This window comes from Actinocrispum sp. NPDC049592, assembly GCF_040675465.1.
Lineage (GTDB): Bacteria > Actinomycetota > Actinomycetes > Mycobacteriales > Pseudonocardiaceae > Kibdelosporangium.
The window spans coordinates 112129-134651 of record NZ_JBFAPA010000023.1; the positions used below are offsets into that span (position 1 = coordinate 112129).

A 22523-nucleotide genomic window follows, 5' to 3' on the forward strand; every position below is an offset into this window, starting at 1 on the left:
ACGCCCCATTGGCCTGCCCCTCAGTCCACTCCCACCCCGAAATTGCAGGATCACTGCCCTTCCCGGCGCAGATCCAATGCACGCGCAAGAGCGGCCGTGACCGAGTCGGCGTGGTGAGAGAGCTGGTGGTGGGCCCAGTCTGTTGCCAGGGCGAGGAAATCGAGGAGGTCACGTTCGGCGCGGACCAGCAGGCCCCGCAGCTCAGCGACCGACAGGTCGATCACCGGGCCGCCCTCGTGCTCGGCGTCCACGGTCAGTCGGACGATCTCATCACGACGTTCGGCGGTCGGCAAAGGATCGTGCCCGAAGGACGCGCACCCATCTCCATCGAGCACGCCGTACCACTCACGCCAATCCTCAAGACCACTGCAACAACCCGGCACAACCGCGACGCCGTCAACCACCCGCAACCCTCCGGGCGCGATCAGGCTGTTGACGGTGAGCAGGCCGTGCAGGAAGGCGCCGAGCGGGTCCGCAGGCCGAGGCGGCCGCTCGTCGTGCCCGGAATCGATGTCGTTGGCGCTGGCAATGCGCATCACCGCGGTCCCGACCTCGGCAGGCGTGAGGCCGCCGTTGAGCGCCATGAACCCATACCCCTCGACCTCAGCAACCGGCCACAGCCCGAAGCCGTCACCGCCATAGACCTCCAGCACCGCCTCCATCGTGATCACCCCGGCAGTGTCCCTCATTGTCACTGTGGCCTGCGGGGGCAGTCTGAGGACGGCCATACGTACGGCAGGTCGTCGGGCACATCCGGGAAGTGTGGGCGGTAGTGGGCGGCGTCCTTGCGGACAAGCGCGGATTGGTGACTGGTGTGGAAGGACGTGTCGCCCAGCCACGGCGGCAGTTCGTCGGCAGGCGCCAGCTCTGGCTGACTACGCACGTGGGGCGGGATGGTGCCGCCAGCCGTAGCCGGGGTACGGAAGAAAAGTCCGCATCGCGCCCTGGAGTACCCGGGTTACCGCGGGTCCAATCCCTGGTGTGTCTACTGCGGACTGACCGGCAGGGCTTGCCAATGGGCCAGCCGTTCCTGGGTTCGCACGGTCGACTCGTGCTCCGCGCCCAGTACACGGAGGTGGTCGGCGAGGATGTCCGCCAGTGCTGACGCGGCGAGGGTGGGGTTGCCGAGGTGGCCGTGGAGGTCGGCGAGGTCGGTGCGGGCGCTGAGGGTGGCGGGGTGGGTGTCGCCGAACAGCTCGGTCATGTCGGTGACGGTGGATTCGAGGTCGGTGAGGGCGGTGGGGTCGCCGAGCTCGGCGCGGACGCAGGCGAGGTGCTGGCGGGTGGCGAGGGTGTCGCGGTGTTTGGGGCCGAACATGCGCAGGCGCTGGGCGAGGACCTCGGCGAACACGCGCGCGGCGCCCTCGGCGTCACCGGACTGCCACCGCCAGTAGGCCGCGTTGTGGCGGTAGACCGACACGTCGCGGTGTGCGGACCCGAGGACTTTCTCCGCGTCGGCCAACAGATCGGCGAACGCGGTGGACGCTTGGGTGTGATCACCGGCGTGCCCGAGCCAGCGGGCGCGGTTCGCGCGGATGTCCAAAGTGATCGTGTGCAACGGGCCGAGAACACGGCGGGCCCGGGGTTCCAACGAGTCGAGGTCGGCGACGGCCCCGGCGGTGTCGCCCGCTTTCCCACGCCAGTAAGCAAGTTGGCTGTGACACCCGAACACCGTCGGATGGTCCGGGCCCAACGTGCGGGTGTGATCGGCCAGCGCCTTGGTCAGCTCGGCCACCGCCCGAGGAAGATCACCGGCCTGGCCGTACTGGTAGCCGAGGTTCTGCCGCGCGGCGATCGCGGTCGGATGGTCTGGACCAAGGGCGGCCATGTCGATCACGAGCTTTTGCAGGCACGCAAGCGCATCCTCCAGCAGCCCGGCGTCGCCGAGCCACCCGGCCAGCTTGTTGCGCAGCACCAAAGCGTCGTGGTGAGCCGGGCCGAGGCGGGCGGCCGCGACCTCACTCCACTCCCGCGCCAACCGGATCGCCGCGGTGAGCTGCCCGGCCGACCCGAGGCTGTCGATCGTGCGGATCAGCAACGGGTGAATGCCCTCACCCGGCCGCCACATCGTGGCCGATCCGTTCTGCTGCAACGCACCCGCGTTCGCGCGGAAGATCGCCCCCTGCTCCACGTCCACCGAGGGCCAGCACGCGACGAGTGCGTCGGCCGCCGCCCGGACCACCTCGATCGCCCGCGCCCCAGGCAGTTGCTCGCGGACCGCACGCTGCAGCAGGCCGTGCATGCGAACCAGCCCGTCCTCGTGCGTGATCAAATGGAACCGGTACAGACCGCGCAGCCCGTCGCGAACATCGCTGGAGTCGGCACCCACATAACGCAGGGCGGCCTCGGTCGAGAACACCGTCTCCGGGATGCCGTTCGCGTCGAGCAGGCTGGCGATCTCCAGCAACGGCCGCGCGACCCCGGCGGGTGGCAGCTTGTCCGCCGCCTCGATCGACAGCAGCCACGTCGTGGCCACCGTGCCCGCGTTGGTGTCGAACAACGTGTCCGGGTCCGGGAACAGGCCCGCGAGCCGCCGGTTGCGGTTGGCGAACCGGCTGCGGTACTCCCCGCACGTCAGGTCCTGGTCGACCATGTACGCCACGGCATGACCCAACGCCAGCGGCAACGAGCCGAGGTCGGCCGCGACCCCGGGAACGTCGTCGGCCAGGTGCGGCGGCAGCGTCCGGGTGAGGAAGTCGATCGCCTCGGCGGTGCTGAACACCCCGACCTCGACCAGATCCCGCCCGCGCAGCAGCGTCGCGTCCCGGCGCCTGGTCGTGACGATCGTTCGCCCGGTCGGGTGATCCGGTGGCCACAACCCCCGAACGTCACCAGGCTGGGCGACATCGTCCAGGACGACGAGCCAACGCCGGTCCGTGCTCGCCAGCCACGCCAGCAACCGGGTCGCGGCGGCCTCGGGCGCCGGATCACCGGGACCGAGCCCCAGCTCCGCGCCGGCCTGGGCGTACGCGGAGATCAGCGCGTCCCGGCTGGCCGCGGTGATCCAGATGAGCAGGTCCAGGTCCGGCCACGCCTGCCGGGCGGTGTGCGCCGCGAGCTGGGTCTTGCCGACCCCGCCCAGCCCGGAGATCACCTGCGCCGGCCCGGTGCCCAGCTCGATCGCGCGGTCCTGGAAGCCGTCCGCGGGCGGCGGCACGATGCCGATCCGGTGCGGCCAGGTCACCTCGTGGCGGGCGGGGGACCGGTTCGTTCCGCGCAGAATCTCCTGATGTGTCTCGCGCAGTTCGGTGCCCGGCTCGACACCGAGTTCGGCGACCAGCCGGGCACGCGTCCGGGTGTAAAGATCCAGCGCCTCGGTCCGATTTCCGGCGGCGTCCATGGCGCGCATCAGAACGGCGATCAACGGTTCGTGAAATGGGTGCTCACGAGCCGGCTCGACCAGCGATTGGATTAGTCCATTGGTGTTCCGCCGCCGCAATTCGGCCCGCGCCCAGGCGACAACTGTGTCCAGATGGTGCTGGTGCAGGCTTTGCCGTACCCGGTCGGCCCATTCCCCGGTCAACCCCGCCAACGGCTCGCCGCGCCATAATGAGAGCGCTTCCCTCAGCAGCGGCGCCTGATCGTCCTGCGCGGCGACCGCCCGGTCGATCAGCCCGCGGAATCGGTGCAGGTCAACCCGCTCGGGCGGGACCTCGAGCAGGTAACCGCCGGACCGCCGGGTCACGCCGGGCGAATCGCCGGAATCCTCCAGCAGGCGGCGGATGCGCGCGATATGCGCGTGCAGGCTGCGGCGGGCCAGATCGGGCGCGTTTTCACCCCACACCCGGTCGATGACCGTTTCCGGGGTGACCACCCGGCCGGCATCGACGGCCAATGCCGCCAGAACGGCGCGCCGCTGCGGCGGGCCCACTTCGACGGTTCGCCGATCGGCGACTATCTGGACGGGCCCCAGCAACCAGATCTCCGCCACCGTGGCTCCGAATCCGGCGACAACATTCCGACAACATCGTAACCTACACTTCCGGTGGGGACTTTCGGCCTCTGCTTACCCGGGTGGGAGTGACAATGTTCTGCGGCCCGAATTACCGATGGCCAGCCGGCTGCTGATCGAGCGCGACGCCGACCTGGCCGCCGTGCGGGACCTGCTCGTCAGGGCGGTGGGCGGGCAAGGGCTGACCGCGCTCGTGGAGGGCCCGCCGGGGATCGGCAAGACCGCGCTGCTGGCCGCGACCGCCGAGCACGCGGCCGAGCTGGGCATGCAGGTCGTCACGGCGATCGGCGGCGAGCTCGAGCAGGACATGCCGTTCGCGATCGTCCGGCAGCTGTTCGAGCGGCCGCTGCGCGCCCGGCCCGGGCTGCTCACCGGCGCGGCCGGGATCGCGGCGCCGGTGTTCGGGCAGCAGGACGGCACCACGGCGCTCGGCGACGTCGTGCACGGGCTCTACTGGTTGTGCGCCGGTCTCGCCGAGGACGGGCCGCTGTTGGTCATCGTCGACGACGTGCACTGGGCGGACGAGTCCTCGCTGCGCTTCCTGTCGCACCTGTCCAGGCGGATCGCCGACCTGCCCGCGGTGCTGCTGCTCGCGGGCCGTCCGGGCGCGATGCTCGACCGGCTGGTGGACGGCGTTCTGGTGCGGCCGCAGGCCATCCGGCTCGGCCCGCTCAGTGAACAGGGCGTGGGCGTGCTGGTGCGCGCGGAGTTGTCGGCCGACGCGGACGCCGAGTTCTGCCGGGCCTGCACCATCGCGACCGGCGGCAACCCGTTCCTGCTCGCCGAGGCGCTCACCCGGCTGCGGGCCGACGGGACGCGCCCGGTCGCGGCCGAGGCGCACCGGGTCGAGCAGCTTCGCCCGGACACGATCACCCGGGCGGTGCTCGCCCGGATCGCGCGGCTCGGTCCGGACGCGGTCCGGTTCGCCCGCAGCCTGGCGATCCTCGGACCCGGCGCCCAGCCTCGGCACCTGGCGGCGCTGTCCGGACTGTCCATCGGGGACACCATCGCGCTGGCGGACGGACTGGCCCGCGAGGCCATCGTCACCGCGGACCGGCCCATCGGGTTCGTCCATCCCCTTGTCCGGACAGTGGTTTACGCGGACTCGACCGGGTTGCTGCGGGCCGAGCAGCACAAGCAGGCGGCGCGGATCCTGGCGGCCGACGGCGTCGCGGCCGAGGAATACGCCCAGCACCTGCTGGCCTGCGAACCGGCGGCCGACCCGTGGGTCGTCGACTCGCTGCGCACCGCCGCGGCCAACGCCGTGGGCCGTGGCGCTCCGGAATCCGCGGTCAGCTACCTGACCAGGGCCACCGCCGAACCGCCGCTGCACCTGTTGCGGGGCGCGGTGACCGCCGAGCTGGGCCGGGCGTTGACCATGTCCAACCGGTTGAGTGAAGCCGCGGTGGCGTTGCGTGAGGCCATCGGCCTGACCGGGCCGCTGCTCGACCGGCTGCAGCTGAGCTTCGAACTCGGGTTCATCGCGACGCAGGCGGGGTGGGCGGCGGAGGCGGCCGAGACCGCCGCACTGACCCGCGCCATGATCGCCGAGCTGGACACCGACCTGCCGTTGCCCATGCACGCCGCCCTCGCGTTGACCGACATCGTCAGCTTCCAGCCGCCCGAGGTGTGGATGTCGCGGGTCGAGAAGGTCGCGGCCCAGCTGACCGGGACCGACGAGGCCGATCGCGTGATCCTGTCCCTGCTGTCGTTCGGCGCCGCGGGGCTCGGCGACCGGCCCGCGGCGGAGGCGGCGGAGCTGGCCGAGCGCGCCGCCGCGGGGCCGCTGCCGTCCCGGGACTCGTGGATCCTGCTGAACATGGCCAGCGCCGCGCTGGCGGTCACCGACCGGCTGCCCGAGGCGCTCGACCTGCTCGACCGCGGGCTCGCCGGGGCGCGGGCGCTCGGCCACGAGTGGGAGTTCCGTTACCTGGCGATGCTTCGGTCGCACACCGCCTGGTACGCGGGCCGGTTGGCCGAGGCCGAGGGCGACTCGCGGACCGCACTGGAGGACCCGCGCAACCAGGACGCCCCGCTGGCCGCCGCGACCCTGATCGACATCCTGGTCGAGCGGGGGCGGTACGAGGAGGCCGAGCGGGTGATCGCGGACTACGACCTCGGCGGGGACGTGCACGGCGGGATGCTGATCATGCACTTCGTCCCGGTGGCGCGGGGGCGGCTTCGCCTGCGGCGCAACGAGTTCGCCGGGGCACTGGCGGACTTCCTGACCGCGGGCAAGATCGTGCTGACCGCCGGGTTCGCCAACCCCGGGTTCGCCGAGTGGCGGGCGGGCGCCGTGCAGGCGTACCTCGGCCTGTCTCAACGTGGTGCGGCGGCGGACATGGCCGCCGAGAACCTCAGGCTGGCGCGGTCGTTCGGCGCGCCCCGCTCGATCGCTTTGGCATTGCGGATGATGGCGTTGGTGCAACGTGAGTGCGAGCTGGAGCTGTTGGCGGAGGCCGTTTCCCTGCTCGACGGGTCGCCCGCCGAACTGGAACACGCCTACTGCCTCATCGCCTACGGCTCGGCTCTCCGCCGCGCCGGCCACCGGACCCGGTCCCTCGACCCGCTGCGCCGCGGCCTCGACCTCGCCACCCGCTGCGGCGCCGAACCCCTTGCCACCACGGCGATCCAGGAACTGCACGCCGCCGGTGCCCGTCCTCGCCGCGCCGCTGTCACCGGCCGCGACGCGTTGACCGCCAGCGAACTGCGCGTCGCCCACCACGCCGCCGACGGCCTCACCAACCGCGAGATCGCGCAGACCCTGTTCCTCAGCACGAGAACCGTCGAGGTTCACCTCACCAACACCTACCGCAAGCTCGGCATCGACACCCGCCAGAAACTCAAGCAAGCCATCGCGGACAGCTGAAACGGTTTTCATCGGAGCTTTACGGCTGTGGAATCGCTCTCTCAAGGGTGACAACGGTGACAGTTGTCGGAGTCGTGAGAGGTTTGAACCAATCACGGCCAAACTAACGGCGTGAGGTTGTTTATCATGCAGTTGTATGTCTTGCTTGTGACTAGTTCGTGATTTGTCAATGACTTCAGGCAGGAAACGGTTTGGCCAGGGAGAGGCCGTTCTTTGGCCACTTTCTGGCCAACGATGGTGACCGCGATTTCGCTTGCTGTCATCGGATCGTGATAAGGCGAACTATGGCAGACTTCACCGCGAGGGAATTGTCAGTCGCCGTTCGCCGATATTCGCGAACCGTTCACCGCACGTGCCCTTCAGGCAACGACAACCCGTCCGGCGGATTGGCAGGATGACCTCTGCACGGGCGAGGTCCTCACTTCTCGCCCCTGTCGCACATCAGACGCGGCCCCGTGCTGGAACATGGGGCCGCGTGTGCGTCATTGCCAACCCCCCGCATGCAAAGAGAGATAGGCGACAACGAGAAGATGGTAGACGCGTCAACCGGGCCCGCTCCAGAGGAAGAGCCTCCGTCACCCGGATGTGTGACGCCTTCCTCCGGGGAGGGCCCGGCCATCCGGCCGGACCTCGTGTCCGGCCACAACACCCCGCGCGACCTGGTCTGCACCCCCGACAGCCAGGCGCAGGGCGCTGAACTGAAGTCCCAGCGCGGAAGGCACCGCCGCAACCACCGCAGTGTGAGCTGGACCTGCATCGTCGAGCGCGTGCTCGCCTGCTGGCCGAGCACTCTGCGGGCGGCGTTGCTGCTGATCATCCTGCTCGGTGGGCTGGCGGTCGTGCTGATCGCGGTGCTCGGGGCCGTCCCGGCGGCGTGCGTCGCCACGGCCGGCCTGGCCACGCGAATGATCGCTCAGCGGGTCACCCGTCGCCGTCTCGCTTGACGGTGACAAGGTTGGGGCGCACGCCAGTCGACGTGGCGTGCGCCCCACACCGCTAGATACGGCCGTTCGAGCCTACTGGTTCACGGCCGGGTGACCGTGAAGGCGTAGTGCTTCGGGGTTTCGTCCGACGTGGAGTTGTAGAAGGCGACGGACCAGGTGCCAGGGACGGTGATGGTCTGCTGGCCGATGGAGTCGCATGCCTTGGTGCGCAAGGTGACTCGGTTGCCATCGGGACTCTCCAGACCCCAGTAGAGCGGGCGGTCACTGTCGCATGTGGACTTCGCGGTGAGGGTCACCTTGTCGCCCGCGGATGCGGTGAAGCGGTAACGGTCCTCGGCTCCGGCGCCGCTCATGGTGTCCTGTGCGGTCTTCGGCAGGGTGATGTCGAACTTCCTTTGCCGGCCGGCGTTGGCGACGTGGAACGCGAAGATACCGCCCTGCTCGGCGCCCGGTGCCACCCAGACGTCGATCTTCCAGGTGCCGTGTTTCGTGGTGGTCTGCCGCCCGGGGTCGGCGCACATCGGGACCTGGAGGGTGTCGTGCCCGTCGGGCATGGTGATCCGCCAGTACACCGTGGCGGAGGTCGGTTTCGTGCAGTCGGCGTCGCTGGCGAAGTACAGCGTGTCCTGGTCCGAGTCCACGGTGAATGTCTGCTGCTGACCGGGTTCCAGGCGTTGCGGGCCGAACTTCTTGCCGACCGACGCGGAGCCGCCGCCGACGTTCCGCAGCTTGTCCATGGTCCGGTACCCGATGGCGAACTTCTCGTTGCCGGACACCGCGACGTCGAACACGCACTGGTCGTACAGCTCCCGAGGCACTCCGGCACAGGCCTTCTCGCCGAGCGCACGCTCCGAGGTGGACAGATCGGCCAGCGTGAGCGGTTTCCTCGGCAGATCCCAGCGGGTGAACGTCTCGGTGGACTGACCGGGTTCGTAGTCGAACAGCGAGTCCCTGACCCGCCAGCTGTCACCGATCTTCTTGTACAACGTGTCGAAGTCCGGTTTGTCATAACGATGTCCGCCACGGTCGAACATCGCGGTCCCGTCGAACGGCCCGATCAACCCATGCAGCTTGCCGGTCCTGGCCGCAGCCGGGCCGAACAACACGCTCAGGCTGTCCGGCGCGCCCGCGTTGATCACCCACATCTCGCTGCCGTCCGGCCACCGCACCGAGTAACCGGCGTCGATCGGGGACAGCTTGCCGCCCTTGGGCAAAGTGTCGGCGAGCATCGGCTTGCCGTTGATGTGCACCCGCGGCCGGTCCGTGTCGGCGTAGAAGGAGATCCGGTCACCCATGACGTTCGCCGCCACCGCGGTGTTCATCGACGCCGCGTCGCTTTCCTTGCCGTCGAACTTGATCCGCGGCTGCTGCCGGGTCTGGATCTCCAGATCCCCGCTGTCCGAACGGATCAGGGTGAACTCGCCCGAGGCCTGGAAGTCGAAGTTGTGGCCGTCCAGGCTGGTCAGGTGCGGATCGGCGGTGCTGGCCGGTTTCGGCTTGGTGCCGGACGACCCGGACCCGCCGCCACCGCCGCCCGCGTGCTTCGGCGCCCAGCCCGGCTGCGGATGGGGTGCCGGCTTGCGGCGTTCCCGCTTCTTCTTGCAGAACTCATCGAGGGAGTTGACGTCGGTGAGGACCTCGTTGCCCGCCTCGCCACCGGGAACGGCGAGCCAGAACGGCGGCTGGATCGGGTCGATGTGCTCGCCCGCGCGTTCGGTGTCCGGCGGGCAGGTGCACTCCTCGCCGAGGCAGTAGTCGCCTTCGGTGATGTGCATCCGTTCGAGGCCGGCGCTGTCATGGACGTGGATCGGGTTCGCTGCGGTGACCCGCAGGATCCCCTCCAGACCGTCGAAAACGGACACCTGGCCGACCTTCCCGTCCAGCTCGCCGACCGTGACCTTTCCCTCCCTGGCGAAGGTTTCGAACCGCCACGGCTTGTCCGGCGACACGTCGGTGCCACGGATCTCCCACGCGTCACCGAAACTGGGCTCGCGCAAGCGGGCGGAGGTCAAGGTGTCGTACACGTCGTCATCGGCGCCACCGACCGCCAGGTAGTAGGCGTGGCTGTCGAGCTCGCCGCGCGCCCACAGCTCCGGCACCGCGCTGAACACGGGATGCCGCAGGTTGTAGAGGTGGAACCACCAGCCCATTCCCGCGTCGAACCGTTGGAACAGGGACATGTCCTTGGTCAGGTAGTTCGGCCAGGTCGTCGGGAACGCCGAGCCGACGACCAGGGTCGCGGCGAACTCGGCGAAGCCGTCCTGTTCCCAGTTGGGGGCCTTGCGGTACACCTCGGTGTCGGGGAAGGTGAACCCCTGGATGCAGTGCATGACCTCGTGGGCGATGGTGACCCGGTTCGCCGGGGACAGTCCGCCCTTCGCGCCGGCCCACACCGGATCCGGGAAGTGCATCACGCACCTGCTCGCCGGCCCGCCCTTCGGGTAGACGTGATGGGCCCGGTCGTTGTCCTCTGTTTTCTCCACTTCGCCGTCTGCCAGCGGATTGGTCCAGGCGCGCGGTTCCTTGTCCGGATCGGGGACGTGCAGCAGCTCGAACTCGGGGGTGGGGATCCGGAACTTGAGCCGGAGCAGGCCGGTGAACTGCGAGACGAAGTCGTTCACCGTCTTGCGGATGACCGGCTGGGCCGCGTCCATTTCGGACTGCTCGGCCGCCCGCAACCGCGCCGGCCGGTCCGGCACCGTGATCACCTTGGCCACGGCCTGCCGCTGCTCCTCGGTCAGCTCCTTCCAGTGGCTGAGCACCGAGTTGAGCGCACCCGTCCCGGAGACCTTGTAGCCGGGCGGATCCGGCTTCGCCGGTGGCATCGTGACGCCGGGAAGCGTGCCGAACAGCGCCGAGAACTGCCACAAGGCCGTTTGCAGGCTGACGGTTCCGTCGGGGTTGACCGACCGCTGGATCACCTCCGACATGGTCATGCCGGTCGATGCCTGGCCCTGGTCGATGGTGTCGCAGGCGGTGGTGAGGCCGGTGGTCAGGGTCAACGCCAGCGCGGCGGCGAGGAGTCGTGGTCGCATGGTGTTCCTTAGCGGTGGCGTTGGCGTCGCAGCACCGAGAGCGCGCACACGGTCAGGGCGACGGTCAGGACCAGCTGGACGGTGAGGTCGAGCAGCCACGTGGCGGAGTCGGGTGTCCACAGTGGATCGAGCTCGGGCGACAGGCCGGGCAGGCCCGCGGTGCTCGCGCCCATCGCGAAACCCCAGCGGGCAGGCAGCAGCCAGGACAGCTGGGCGATACCGGGGGTGTCGTAGACGGGGAAGAGCATGCCGCACAACAACAGTTGCAGGATCAGCACCACGACGAGGATCGGCATGCCGCGGTCCGGGTTGGCGATCAACGCGGAGATCAGCAGGCCGAGGGCCATGATCGCGATGGTCACGGTCACCAGGGCGACGACGATCTCCGCCTTGCCGTCGCCGAATGTCGTGGGACGGGGCGGCGCTGGGGTGTTCAACGTGCCGAGGATGCCGACCAGGATCGCTTGGACCGTGCCGATCAGGCCCAGTACGGCCAGTTTCGAGCCGAGGTAGGCGCCGGGGGACAGGCCGATCGACTTCTCGCGGTGGAAGATCGCGCGTTCCTTGACCAGTTCGCGGAACGATGTGGCGTATCCCATGAACGCGCAGCCCAGCACGAGCAGCAGCAGGACCTGGTGCGGGTCGTCCCGTTCCGGGCTGGATCTCGCGGCGGGCAAGGACAGTCCGGAGCTGCCGGGGAAGACGTGCGCGAACACGCTGAGCACCAAGGGAAGCGCCAACAGGAACAGTGCGTAGGCGCGGTCGGCGGCGATCACCGAGAGGTAGCGCCGGGACAACACGCTGAACTGCCGCAACGCCGACTGGCGGCGGGGCGGTTTGTACAGCCGGGTGGGTCGTGGGCGTTTCGGTGCTTGGGTCGGCGTGACGTAGCGGGCGTATTCGGGGGACTCGCGGAACTTCTTGGTCCAGTCCACGTCGCGGGACCGGTCCAGCAACAGGAACATGTCCGCGAAGTCGGCCTGCCCGAAGTACTGCAACGCTTCGCCGGGCGGGCCGAAGTAGGCCAGGCGGCCACCGGAGGCGAGCACGAGCACGCGGTCGCAGAGATCCAGTTGCGCGGGGGAGTGGGTGACCACGACCACCGTGCGGCCGCCATCCGCGAGGCCCCTGAGGGTCTGCATGACCGACTTGTCCATCCCCGGGTCCAGGCCCGAGGTCGGTTCGTCGAGGAACAGCAGGGAGGGGCGGGTGAGCAGCTCGAGGGCGACACTCGTGCGCTTGCGTTGCCCGCCGGACAACGTGCTGATCCGCTGGTCTTCGTGCCCGGTCAGGCCCAGTTCGGCGATGACCTCTTCAACGCGCCGGTTGCGGTCGGCCGCGGGAGTGTCGGCGGGGAAACGCAGTTCGGCCGCGTATCGCAAGGCCCGGCGGACGGTCAGCTGTGGGTGGAGGATGTCGTCCTGCGGCACCAACCCGATGCGCTGCCGCAACTCGTCCATGGCGTCGTACAGGTCGCGGCCCTCATAAGTCACTTGACCGCTGTCCGCCGGTCGCTGGCCGGTGAGCGCACCGAGCAAAGTGGACTTCCCAGCCCCGCTCGGCCCCACCACCGCGAGTACACACCGTTGCGGCAACGCGAAACTGACGCCATCGAGCAAGCGCTTGCCCGATCTCGTGACCACCAGATCGCTGGCCGCGAAGCTGATGTCCCCGTCGTCGGTGTACTCGACCAACGTGCCGTTCTGCAGGCGCAGCAACGCATGCCCGATCCCAACCACATCCTCGGCCGTGATCGGCTCCCGCGTGACCCGACGCCCATTGACATGCGTCCCCGTCCAACTCCCCAGATCAACGATCTCCCACCCACCCCCACCCTGCCGCAACTCCGCATGCCGCGGCGAAACCAACTCATCAGCGAGCACCACATCGCAGTCCGGTGCGCGGCCGATGGTGATTCTGACCGCGGCCGCGACCTGGTGCATCGCCGTGGGCTTGCGGTTCCACCAGCCCGGGGAGGGCTGACCGGACGGCTGCTGAGCAGGCCATGGTGGGGGAGTCGCCGGCGGCGAAGGCTGCGCCGGTTGGGCGGATGGTGGGGTGGGAAGCGATGGCTGGGCGGATGGTTGGGGAGTTGCCGAAGGCTGGGAGGGAGATATTGCGGGCCAGGGCCGCGCCGAAGGCGCGGGCGGGGGAGCGGATGCGTGGGGAGTTGCTGCGGGCTGGGAAGGAGTTGTCGCAGGCCAGAGAGAGGGAGCCGGGGAAGAGGGTTGGGGAGGTGCCGGGGTGGCGGCGGCGCGGGCGCTGTGCCAGTCGAAGGCGGGCTTCGCGGCGGAGCCGGCGGCTGGCTTCCCCGCGGGCACCTCGGCGGAGTTTTGGGCGGCTTGTGCCGATGGTTGTTCGGCGCGTTGGCCTTGGGGTCGCGCGGCGGGGTGGGCGGCGAGTTGCGGCTGGGGTTGGGCCTGTTGGGGTTGTGGGTGGGGTGCGCCGTTGGTGGGGTTCACGCGGGTCCACCACGCTCCCGCGGCGGGGGCTGGGGTCAGGGCGGTGCGGGCGGCGTGGGCGAGGTCGGCGACGGACTCATATCGGTCTGCGGGTTTCTTGGCCATTGCCTTGGCCACTACGGTGTCGAAGGTCGCTGGGACCCCCGGCTTGACCACCGATGGTTTGGGTGGGGGTTCGTTGAGGTGTTTCGCCAGGATTGCGTAGGTTTCCGTGGCGGTGAAGGGTTTTTGGCCGGTGAGGCACTCGAACAGGAGGCAGCCCAACGAGTAGATGTCCGCGCGGGGGTCGACTGTGCTGGTTTCGAAGCGTTCGGGGGCCATGTAGTCGACCGAGCCGATGGCAGCACCCGCGACGGTGATGCCGCCGGCGATGCCGATGGGCCGCGCGATGCCGAAGTCGGCGAGGTACACGAAGTCGGTGTCGCCGAGGCTCTGGCTGGTGGCGACGAGCACGTTGGACGGTTTGACGTCGCGGTGTACCAGGCCGTCGTCGTGCGCCGCCTCGAGGGCGGCGGCGATCTGGCCGATCACGTTCACCGCCTGCCGGGGGTCGAGGGGGCCCCGCCGGGTCAGCACCGCCGCGAGGTCATCGCCCTCGACCAGCCGCATGTCGATGAACAGGCGCCCGTCGATCTCGCCGTACCGGTGGATCGGGATCACGTGCGGCTCCCGCAACCGGGCGGCCAGCTCGGACTCCCGGCGGAACCGGGCCGCGTACTCCCGGTCCGCGGCGAGGTGAGGCAGCAGGCACTTCAGCGCCACGACCCGGTTCTGCCCGGTGTCGAACGCCCGGTACACCTCGCCCATCCCGCCCCGGCTGATCAGGCCCTCGATCCGGTACGGGCCGAACATCGCGGGGTTCATCGTGGTCTCCCAACCGGTTTGGCGGGTCGCTTGCGGGTGGCGGCCAGGACGGTGAACGTGGCGGTGGCCAGGACCAGACCGGTGACCGCCCCGGCGGCCCCGCCGGGCTCGCTCCCGACCGCACCGGCGATGATGCCGAACGCCACCACCCAGACCAGCAAGCTGATCACCACGATCCACCGCCACTTCCGGACCCGTGGCGGTGCGACCGGCGGAGGTGGCGTCCACCAGGAAGCAGGCGTGACCGGCTGAGGTACCGGGGGCGGCGCGACGGGGGCGACCTTGGGCAGCGCGACGGTAGAAGTCCGCGCCCACCAAGGAATCGGGGCGGACAGCAGACCTTCGAGACTGGTGTCCGCGGTCCACGATGGCGCGCAGCACGCCTTGAGCCGCCCGGACATCGAAGCCACATCGGGGTCGCTCAGCTGCGAGATCTCCCACCACGCCTGAGTCTGGTGCGGTGGCGCGAAATCCTGGCTGCCGAACAACAGGTTCTCGCCGTTGTGCAGGTGCTCCCACGTCTTCGTGCTGCGCGACAACGCGAGCAGCGACAGGTAGATCACCAGCCCCGGGAACGTGTCCATCCACGGTCCCCACGGACGGTCCGGCCGCTGGTAGTTGCGGTGGCCGGTCTCGGGCGGCGGGGCCGACCCGGCGAACGGCTCGATCCACGCGCTGTCGAAGTCGACCAGCCGCAACGTGCCATCAGCCTCGACCATCACGTTGCCGTGCTGCAGATCGCCGTGCGCGAACCGGGCGGACTGCATGCGGCGCACCAGGTTGCGCCAGGACACGGCCAGAGCCGAGATCGCCGCGGTGTCCCCGGCCTCGACCAGGTCCTCGACGTGGTTGTTGAGGGTGTGGCCGTCGACCCACTGCATCCGCACCATCGGCCAGGTCCGGCCGTTCACCGTGATCGCGTTGTCGACCCATTGGCTGGTGGCGACATCCTTGGTGAGATCGCGTTCGACGAAGTACCGGTTGAGCGCGGTGTAACGCTGCCGGGTGGCGGCGTCGGGCCGGGTGAGGAACCGCAGCGCCTGGCTCTGCCCGTCGACGGTCGCCTTGAACACGATCGCCGAGGTGCCCGACGCGGGCATCGGGATACCCAGCAACGGGTGCACCTCGAACGTGGCCTGCCGCAAACTGGGATGCTGGAACGCGGCGGCCGGGTTCTGCACCGCGCGGATGTAGTCCTCGGCTGTGGGCATGTCCATCAGAGACACACCACCAACCGGCTCGGCGGGGTGTCGGAAAGCCGCACCCGCAACAAAGTCACGTCGTCGTTGCGCAGCAGCCCACCCGAACGCTGATCCGCCACCAGATCGCTGAACGTCACATCGTGGTCCAGCGATGCGAGCGTCTGCCACAGAGCGTCCTGATCGGTGGCCACCTGCTGCAGCATCCAGTGCGCAAACGCATCCGTGGCAACGAAGAGCAGGTCCCCGGCGAGTAACTGCCCACTGCCGAAAGCAAGCCGGGCCAGCATCTGCCGCAACGCACCCGGCCGGGTGTCCACCCCGTCCGGAACCAGACCGAAATCGTCCACGGACAACGCCGGAAAGTGGCTCAGCAACCGGCCCGCGCGGACATGGAACAACACGGTGTCGCCGAGCGCGGCCGCCTCCCATCGCGGCGCTGGACCGTCCAAACCGGACAACAAACCGCCGACGAAGGTCGCGAAGGACCCGTCGGTACGGAACTTGTACTCCTCGATCACGCTGGCGAACCGGGTCGGCGCTTCAGCGACCCACTGCCGCTGCATCGCCTCGAACCAGCCGGTGAAAGCCTCCGGTGTGATCGAAGGTCCACCGTGGACGAACGAGCTGACCAGCTGCTCCACCCAGCGCAAGGAGTCGTACGCCTCGGTGGCGCCGTCCACGACCACGAACCGGGTCTCGCTGTGCCCGGCGCCGTCCTCCCACTCCCGCGCCGAGTTGCCCTTTTTCTGCCGCTGGAAGGACACGGAGTGCGCGTACATCACCGGTCCCTGATCTCCCCGACCCTGGTGCCGATCTCCAGGAACTTCACCAAGGTCGCCAGTCCGGCGTTGAACACGAAGCCCCGCGCGCCGTCCGGGACGTTCACCAGGCTCGCCCGCGCGTTGGCCACCATGGTCTTGGGCAACGGGCTGGAGATGTCGAACAGCTGCGGACCCGGCTGTGGCAGGCCGTTCGGCGTCACCGGGAACAACACCTCCGGCGACCCGTCGGCGGCGAGGAAGATGTTGAGCAGCAGGGCATTGCCGTCCGAGGTCGCGATCGAGGTGAGCCGGCTCGCCCATTCGGCCAGCCCGGCGCCGTCGAAGGGGTCGTCGGTGACCAGCCCGTCGGTGATGTTGATGACGATCGGCGGGAACGAGTGCGGGTGCGCGGCGGCCCAGTCGTACACGTGCCCGCCCGCGACCGCGATCGCCTGGCACATCGGGGTCCGGTAGCCGAAGACCGGCTCGACCCAGACCGGGATCCGCGCGCCGGGCATCGCGTCGATCGACTCCTCCTCGGCCACCTTGAGCGGACTGGTGAACAGCTGCGGGATGGGCACGATCGGTTGCCCGGCAAGGGCTCCGCCGAGCGCGGACTCGACGCCCTCACCGCCCGCGACCGGGCAGGCGCCGTAGCCGAACACGCCGACGTCGAAGTAGTGCCGGGCCGACCCGCCGACCTCCTTGGTCGACTTGATGCATAGGTCCAGCAGGATCTTGTTGAGCGCACGGGCCGCGCCCTGGGCCAGCGTGCCGCGACTGTTGCCCCAGTCGCGTTTCATCGAGTCGGACCGGTCCAGCAGGAACACGATCAGGCCGGGGTTGGTGCGGGAGAAAGTCTGTTCGTACATCTCGGGGTTCCGTTCGGCTCAAGGGTTCCGGCGACGGCTGACGACGACGGTGGCGGGCCACGCCCGGCCGGGCTGCCACTGCCAGGCGTGGTCGTCGGTGCGGCACCGGAAGGAGAAACCGCCGGCCAGGCGGGTCACGTCGATCTGGAACGACCCGCAGCGCGGGCACTGCACGACCCGGGCGGTGTCGACGTATCCGGCGAGGTCGCGCGGCTTCGGGGCCGGGCGCGCGTCACCGTTGACGCTCGGCTGGGGCGCGGACTTGGTCTGGGTCCACCACTGGCCGCCGCCGGCCGGGGTGTCCACGTCCAGCACCATCCGCGTGGTCGGCTGGGGCTCGTCGGCGGGCGGAGGCTGGAAAGCGGGCCGGGGCGGTTCGGGAACCGGTTCGGGCTCGTCCTCACGGGTCAGCAGCATCGCGACCAGCACCCCGGCGACGACGGCGATCAGCGTCCCGGCCACCTGCCAGGACTCGTCGAGCACACCCAGTTGCCAGGCAAGCGCCGCGCCGACGCAGGCCAGCAGGGCGGTCAGCACCGTGCGCGTGATCATCACCGGCCGCCTTGGTCGAGGGTGAACGTGATGTCGTCGTGGGGGTTGGTGACCGCGCTGGTCAGGCACCGTTCGGTGTCCCGCCGCTCGGTTCGCGGGGTGCGCACGGTCCAGCCCAGGGGCGGCGTCACGCAGACCGTCTTGCCGGTCAGGTCCGTCCGAGGCTGGTACACGCCGGACGCGTCCGGCGGCCCACTCTCCACCGGGGTCACGCTCACCGTGGTCTGGGCGAGCAGAGCCGCGACCTGATCACCTTGCGACCCGGTGAACTCGACCCGCACCCGGCCGTCTTTCGAGACCGTGACAGGGAAATCGGCGTTCGGGCGGTCGGGGAGCGGGGCCGCGGTGCACTCACCGGTCATCGGCGGCGCGGTCACGTGCCAGCGCGCGGGCAGCCGCAGGCAGACCGTCCGGCCGCGGGCCTTGTCCGGCAGCTCATACGTACCCTGAGCCGATAGTTCACCGACCGCCACCGCGCCTGCCTGGTCCCGGATCTCGATCAGCGAGCCGGTCAGCTCGGGGTCGGTCTGCTCGATCCGCAGCGTCGCGGCGCTCGACGGCGCCCCGGTCGCCAGACCCAGGCCGACGGCCACCACGAAGGCCGTGACCAGGGCGTAGACCGGGGCAAGCACTGGCCGGCGCCAGGTCGTCACCGGCACGTGAACTCCAGCACGCTGCCCCCGCTGCCGCTGCGGTTGGGGGTCATGACGAAGACGTAGAAGACCTTGGAAACCCCGTCGTAGGAGCCCTGCACCCGGATGGTCGCGCTCTCGCCCGAGTCCAGCTCGCCGGACGACGGCGACAGGGTGACGCCGTTGGCGATGCCCCGGTCGGCCTGGACGTGGGTGCGCTTGGCCTCGGCGGTCCACTGCGACCGGCCCTGCGCGGTCACGGTGATCTCGGAGTTGATCGAGCCGCACGAGATCCGGTCGCTGCCCTTGATCCTGGCGGTCACGCTGCCGTCCGGGCGCTGGCTGGTGGTCGCCGGTTTCGGGGTCCCGCCTCCGCCGGTCGTCGGCTGCGGCACGTTGTTGTTGTTCCCCCGCGGGGTGCTGGGCGGGTCCGCGCGGTCGAACAGCGAACAGCCGCTCGCGGCCGTGCTGACGGCGACCGCGAGGGCGGTGGTGAGCAGGAACTTTCTCATGGTCAGTTCTCCCCTTGACTGCCAAGTGGGCTCGTCCGCGCCTTGTCCAGCAGCTGGATCAGCTCCAGCCAGCCGCTGAACGGCCGGGCCTGACCGTCCGCGCCGCACACCTGCCCGCGGATCGGCTCGGCATCCGGTACGAGATCGAGGCCGACCCGGATCGGTTGGCGTCCCTGCGCGGCGGTCATGCCGGCAACCGTGCAGGTCAGCGGCGCGCTGGGCATCGTGGTAGGTACCGCAATGTTTGGCCGGCCGACCACAGCATTGTCAGGTTCGCGCAGGTCGGCGCCGAAAAGTCCGTCCGCCGCTGACAAGCTGTTTCCGGCTGCCGTAGGTATGGTCAATCGTCGTGTTGCCCGGCCGTGATCAGCAGATGGCGACGCTCAGCGCCCTGGTGCGCACGGGCGGCGCGCTGCTTGTTCACGGCCCGCTGGGCATCGGGAAGACGGCGCTGCTGCGGTACGCGGCCGGGCAGGCCGAGGGGCTCGTCGTCGAGACCGCGGGGTACGAGAACGAGTCGGCCATCCCGTTCGCCGCGCTGCACGACGTGGTGCGCCGGCTCGCGCCGGGCGCGTCGCGGCTGCTGGGGCCGCTGGAGGCTGGTCTGGCTGTGCCCGCCCAGGTGCTCCGCCTCTTCGTGGCTTGTGACCGGCCGGTGTTGTGCATTGTGGACGATGCTCACCTGCTCGACAGGCAGTCGTTGGACGTGCTCACCTTCGTCGCCCGCCGGGTGCGCAATGAGCGTGTTTGTCTGCTTTTCGGCTGGTGCGACGACGAGAGCCCGCCGGTGTCAGGCATCCCCGCGCTCCGGCTGCCGCCACTCGACCGCTCTGCCAGCGAGGAGATCCTGCGGGCCAGTGTTTCCTCGCCGGACGTGCGGGCGATTCTCGCCGAGGCCGCGCACGGCAACCCACGTGCGCTGATGGATCTCGCGGCCGCGCCGACGCCGGTGCTACCGCCGGAGGGCCGTCTTTTCCAGGCCTACCAAGCACGTCTGGACCGGCTGCCGATGGGCACGCGATGGCTCGTCCTGCTGGCCGCAACGGAGTCCGATGTGGACATACTCGGGCGGGCGGATGACCTGGACGCGCTGGAGCCCGCGGAACGAGCCGGGATCGTCCGGATCGTGGGCGGCACAGTGGTGTTCCCGCAGCCCTTGATGCGGTCTGTCGCGTACGAATCGGCGCCGCTCGCGCAACGCCGGGCGGCGCACCGACGTCTCGCCGAGGCGTTGGATCCGGCGACGCACCCGCTTCAGCACTTTCTCCACGTGGCCGCCACCGTGACCGGCCGCGACGATCGGCTTGCCGCACAACTGGAACGTGCGGCGGGCAATTCCGCGTCCGCGCTGGAACGGGCCGCGCAGCTGACGACCGACCCGGCTCTCGCCGCGGGCCGGATGGTCGCCGCGGCCAGGCTTGCCTGGCGCGCGGGCGAACCGGCCCGGGCCAGGATCCTGCTGCGCCGGGTGGACACGGAAGCTGTTGATGTGCAGGCGGAATCTCGCGTGCTGGCCGGTGAGATCGAGCTGCGAGCCGGGATCGCGGGCACCGCGCGCCGTACGTTCCTCGCCGCGGCTGGTGAGCTGGTGAGCCGCGACCGGCAGCTCGCGCTCGGCGCGCTCATGCGGGCCGGTGAGGCGTTGTGCCTGGCCGGTGGCTACTCCCGGTACCCGGACATCGCCCGGCGCGCCCGAGCCCTGCGTCAACCAGCGGAAACACCCGCGGTGGCGGCGATGTTCGACTACTTCGACGCGTTGTCCGCGACCTTCCAAGGTGATCACCGCCGTGCGCTCGGCCCGTCGAAGCGGCTGCTCGCCGTCGCGCCCACGATGGCTGACGCCGATACGTTGACCCGCACCAGCATGGCGGCGATCTTCCGCGGTGACGAGGCCGAGGCGCACCGCCTCGCCACCCGCGCCGCGCGGATCGCTCGGACCACCAATGACGTTCCGGGTCTGCCCCAAGCCATGGAGGTCGTCTCGCTGGCGGAGTTCGCGCTGGGGCGGTTCGACAACCTCGCGACCGCCCTCGATGGGCTGCGGCTGGCCAGAAACAGCGGCCAAGGCACGCTGGCGAGCAACTACCTGGCCCTGCTCGCGGCCACCGCGGCGATGACCGGTGATCGCGAGACCTGCCGGAGCAGGCTGCGCGAGGCCGCGGATCTGACGACCGGCCGCGCCAAAGCCTTCGCCGGCTGGGCTTTGGCGGTCCTGGACCTGGCCGAGGGCCGCTACGAGGACGTGGTGCGGCACCTGCGGGGGATCATCACCGACCGCGGCGAAGGCGGGCACCTCATCGTGCACGTCGCCGCCACGCCCCACCTCGTCGAGGCGGCCGTGCGCTGCGGACGCCACCCGCTCGCGCAGGACGCGCTGCGGATGTACGACTCCTGGGCGGAAAGCACCCGGAACCCGCACTGGCTCGCCTTGTCGTCCCGATGCCACGCCCTGCTGGCCGGGAGCGCAGCCGAGGCCGAGGCCCGCTTCGGCGAGGCGCTGGAACGCCATCGGCTGAGCCCGAACGAGTTCGACACCGCCCGCACCGGCCTGCTGTACGGCCAGTACCTGCGCCGGAAGCGGAAACCCAAGGCGGCCCGCGAGATCCTGCACTCGGCACTGTCCACTTTCAACCGTTTCGACGCGCGACCCTGGGCCGAGCGGGCCACTGCGGAGCTCCGCGCGGCTGGACATCCGGTCGAGACACGGGCCACGACAGGCGAACTGACGCCGCACCAGGAGCAGATCGCTTTGCTGGTGGCCGAAGGCGCGACGAACCGGGAAGTGGCGGCGCGGATGATGATCAGCCCCAGGACGGTCGACCACCACCTGCGCAACATCTTCGCGAAACTCGGTATCCGCTCCCGCGTCGAGCTGACCAAGCTGATGCGCTGAAGCGGGCCGGGATCAGAGAGGGCATCCCGGCCCGCCTTGGTGCCCCCAGACGTCAGCAGGCGTTGGTTCGGAAGTCGGACACCGCGGTACCGGCGAACCCGCAGGTGAACGGCGCGAACCGGGTATCGGCGCTGACGAAACGCTTGAACCAGGACACAAGCGCCCGGGACACCGTGGGATTGGCTGTAGTGGGGAAGAAGTGGTCCGCGCCCGCGAGCTCCACATAGGACTTCGGACCGCTCAACGAGGTGTAGAAGGGGATCGCGTGCCCGCTGGGGGCCGCGATGGTGTCGTTCTGGCCGCCGATGATCGCCACCGGCTCGGTGACCTGGCTCCAGTTCTTGGTGGTGTGCCACGGCGCCAGCGGGACACCCGCCTTCACGGTGCCGGTGGTGTCCTTGGCGAGCGCCTCGAGCGTGCCACCGCCGCCCATGGACCAGCCGGCCACGCCCCGCCTGGTCCCGTCGACCTTGTCCCGCACCGCTGCCGGGGAGACGTTCACCGCCCAGTTCAACGCCGCCAACAGCTGGTCACCGCGCGAGGGCGGGAAGTCGAAGCCGCTGTTGGTGTTCGCGCCCACGACCACGAAACCCCAGGACGCCACCCGTGGACCGATCCAGCTGATGCTGTTCCAGTCGGACAGGAATCCGGGAACCACGGCCACCACGGGATACTTGCCCGCGGTGGTCGGGTAGTACACCGTCCCGCCGCCGAACCCGGACTGGCCGGTGATCGGGCTTGAGGTGGTGGCGAAGCTGCCGTTGCCGGTGATGTTCGCCGCGGTCGGCGCCTGGCCGATCTCGTCCGCGTACACGGGCGCGGTGAGACCGCCCGCGAACAGCGCCAACGCTGCGGTGACCGTGGTCGCCGCTCTCCTGAACAGGTGCCGTCTGGACATCGGTGACTGCACTCGGGCTCCATTCCACGCAGGGGAGGGAACCGCCCGGGTTCCCGTGGACCGCCATCGTGAGCG

General features: G+C 69.8%; 15 protein-coding genes and 1 pseudogene. 3 read left to right on the top strand and 13 right to left on the bottom strand.

What is annotated here, in order from left to right; all coding sequences use genetic code 11:
- Positions 1 to 50: 50 nt before the first annotated feature.
- The 3 genes and pseudogenes from AB0J95_RS43170 to fxsT all read right to left on the bottom strand — a co-directional run bounded on the left by AB0J95_RS43170 (position 51) and on the right by fxsT (position 3931).
- On the bottom strand, positions 51 to 662 hold the full coding sequence (locus AB0J95_RS43170; RefSeq protein WP_364771545.1) for a hypothetical protein: 612 nt from the start codon (positions 660 to 662) through the stop codon (positions 51 to 53).
- A 29-nt stretch (positions 663 to 691) separates the two neighbouring features.
- Positions 692 to 883, bottom strand: a pseudogene (locus AB0J95_RS43175) (cytoplasmic protein); the annotation flags it as partial.
- Positions 884 to 985: 102 nt separating this feature from the next.
- Positions 986 to 3931 carry an FxSxx-COOH system tetratricopeptide repeat protein gene (gene fxsT / locus AB0J95_RS43180; protein WP_364771330.1) on the bottom strand — a complete coding sequence of 982 codons (2946 nt, stop codon included), beginning with the start codon at positions 3929 to 3931 and terminating at the stop codon, positions 986 to 988.
- Positions 3932 to 4049: 118 nt separating this feature from the next.
- Between fxsT and AB0J95_RS43185 the strand changes: the two genes are divergently transcribed.
- Entirely contained in the window at positions 4050 to 6821 is a 2772-nt protein-coding gene (locus tag AB0J95_RS43185) for an AAA family ATPase (protein ID WP_364771332.1), read from the top strand.
- A gap of 587 nt (positions 6822 to 7408) precedes the next feature.
- Entirely contained in the window at positions 7409 to 7765 is a 357-nt protein-coding gene (locus tag AB0J95_RS43190; RefSeq protein ID WP_364771334.1) for a hypothetical protein, read from the top strand.
- An 80-nt stretch (positions 7766 to 7845) separates the two neighbouring features.
- On the opposite strand, the gene AB0J95_RS43195 is transcribed toward AB0J95_RS43190, so the two are convergent.
- The 9 genes from AB0J95_RS43195 to AB0J95_RS43235 are packed head-to-tail and all read right to left on the bottom strand — an operon-like array spanning position 7846 to position 18845.
- Positions 7846 to 10800, bottom strand: coding sequence for a hypothetical protein (locus AB0J95_RS43195; RefSeq protein ID WP_364771336.1), 2955 nt, complete (start codon positions 10798 to 10800; stop codon positions 7846 to 7848).
- A gap of 8 nt (positions 10801 to 10808) precedes the next feature.
- Entirely contained in the window at positions 10809 to 14126 is a 3318-nt protein-coding gene (locus AB0J95_RS43200) for an ATP-binding cassette domain-containing protein (protein WP_364771338.1), read from the bottom strand.
- Entirely contained in the window at positions 14123 to 15343 is a 1221-nt protein-coding gene (locus AB0J95_RS43205; protein WP_364771340.1) for a hypothetical protein, read from the bottom strand. Before AB0J95_RS43205 ends, AB0J95_RS43200 begins: the two co-directional genes overlap by 4 nt.
- Positions 15343 to 16107, bottom strand: a complete 765-nt coding sequence (locus tag AB0J95_RS43210; RefSeq protein ID WP_364771342.1) for a hypothetical protein — start codon at positions 16105 to 16107, stop codon at positions 15343 to 15345. Before AB0J95_RS43210 ends, AB0J95_RS43205 begins: the two co-directional genes overlap by 1 nt.
- Positions 16107 to 16961 carry a hypothetical protein gene (locus AB0J95_RS43215; protein ID WP_364771344.1) on the bottom strand — a complete coding sequence of 285 codons (855 nt, stop codon included), beginning with the start codon at positions 16959 to 16961 and terminating at the stop codon, positions 16107 to 16109. Before AB0J95_RS43215 ends, AB0J95_RS43210 begins: the two co-directional genes overlap by 1 nt.
- Positions 16962 to 16979: 18 nt before the next feature.
- Positions 16980 to 17513 carry a hypothetical protein gene (locus AB0J95_RS43220; protein WP_364771346.1) on the bottom strand — a complete coding sequence of 178 codons (534 nt, stop codon included), beginning with the start codon at positions 17511 to 17513 and terminating at the stop codon, positions 16980 to 16982.
- On the bottom strand, positions 17513 to 18172 hold the full coding sequence (locus tag AB0J95_RS43225; RefSeq protein ID WP_364771348.1) for a hypothetical protein: 660 nt from the start codon (positions 18170 to 18172) through the stop codon (positions 17513 to 17515). The genes AB0J95_RS43220 and AB0J95_RS43225 overlap by 1 nt, the downstream gene beginning before the upstream one ends.
- A complete protein-coding gene (locus tag AB0J95_RS43230) occupies positions 18163 to 18657 on the bottom strand; it encodes a hypothetical protein (protein ID WP_364771350.1) in 495 nt (164 codons plus the stop codon). Before AB0J95_RS43230 ends, AB0J95_RS43225 begins: the two co-directional genes overlap by 10 nt.
- Before the next feature lie 2 nt (positions 18658 to 18659).
- On the bottom strand, positions 18660 to 18845 hold the full coding sequence (locus AB0J95_RS43235; protein WP_364771352.1) for a hypothetical protein: 186 nt from the start codon (positions 18843 to 18845) through the stop codon (positions 18660 to 18662).
- Positions 18846 to 19006: 161 nt separating this feature from the next.
- Between AB0J95_RS43235 and AB0J95_RS43240 the strand changes: the two genes are divergently transcribed.
- A complete protein-coding gene (locus AB0J95_RS43240; RefSeq protein ID WP_364771353.1) occupies positions 19007 to 21550 on the top strand; it encodes a LuxR C-terminal-related transcriptional regulator in 2544 nt (847 codons plus the stop codon).
- A 52-nt stretch (positions 21551 to 21602) separates the two neighbouring features.
- Here the strand turns inward: AB0J95_RS43240 and AB0J95_RS43245 are convergent, their stop codons facing one another.
- Positions 21603 to 22448, bottom strand: a complete 846-nt coding sequence (locus tag AB0J95_RS43245) for an alpha/beta hydrolase (RefSeq protein WP_364771355.1) — start codon at positions 22446 to 22448, stop codon at positions 21603 to 21605.
- Between the last annotated feature and the right edge of the window lie 75 nt (positions 22449 to 22523).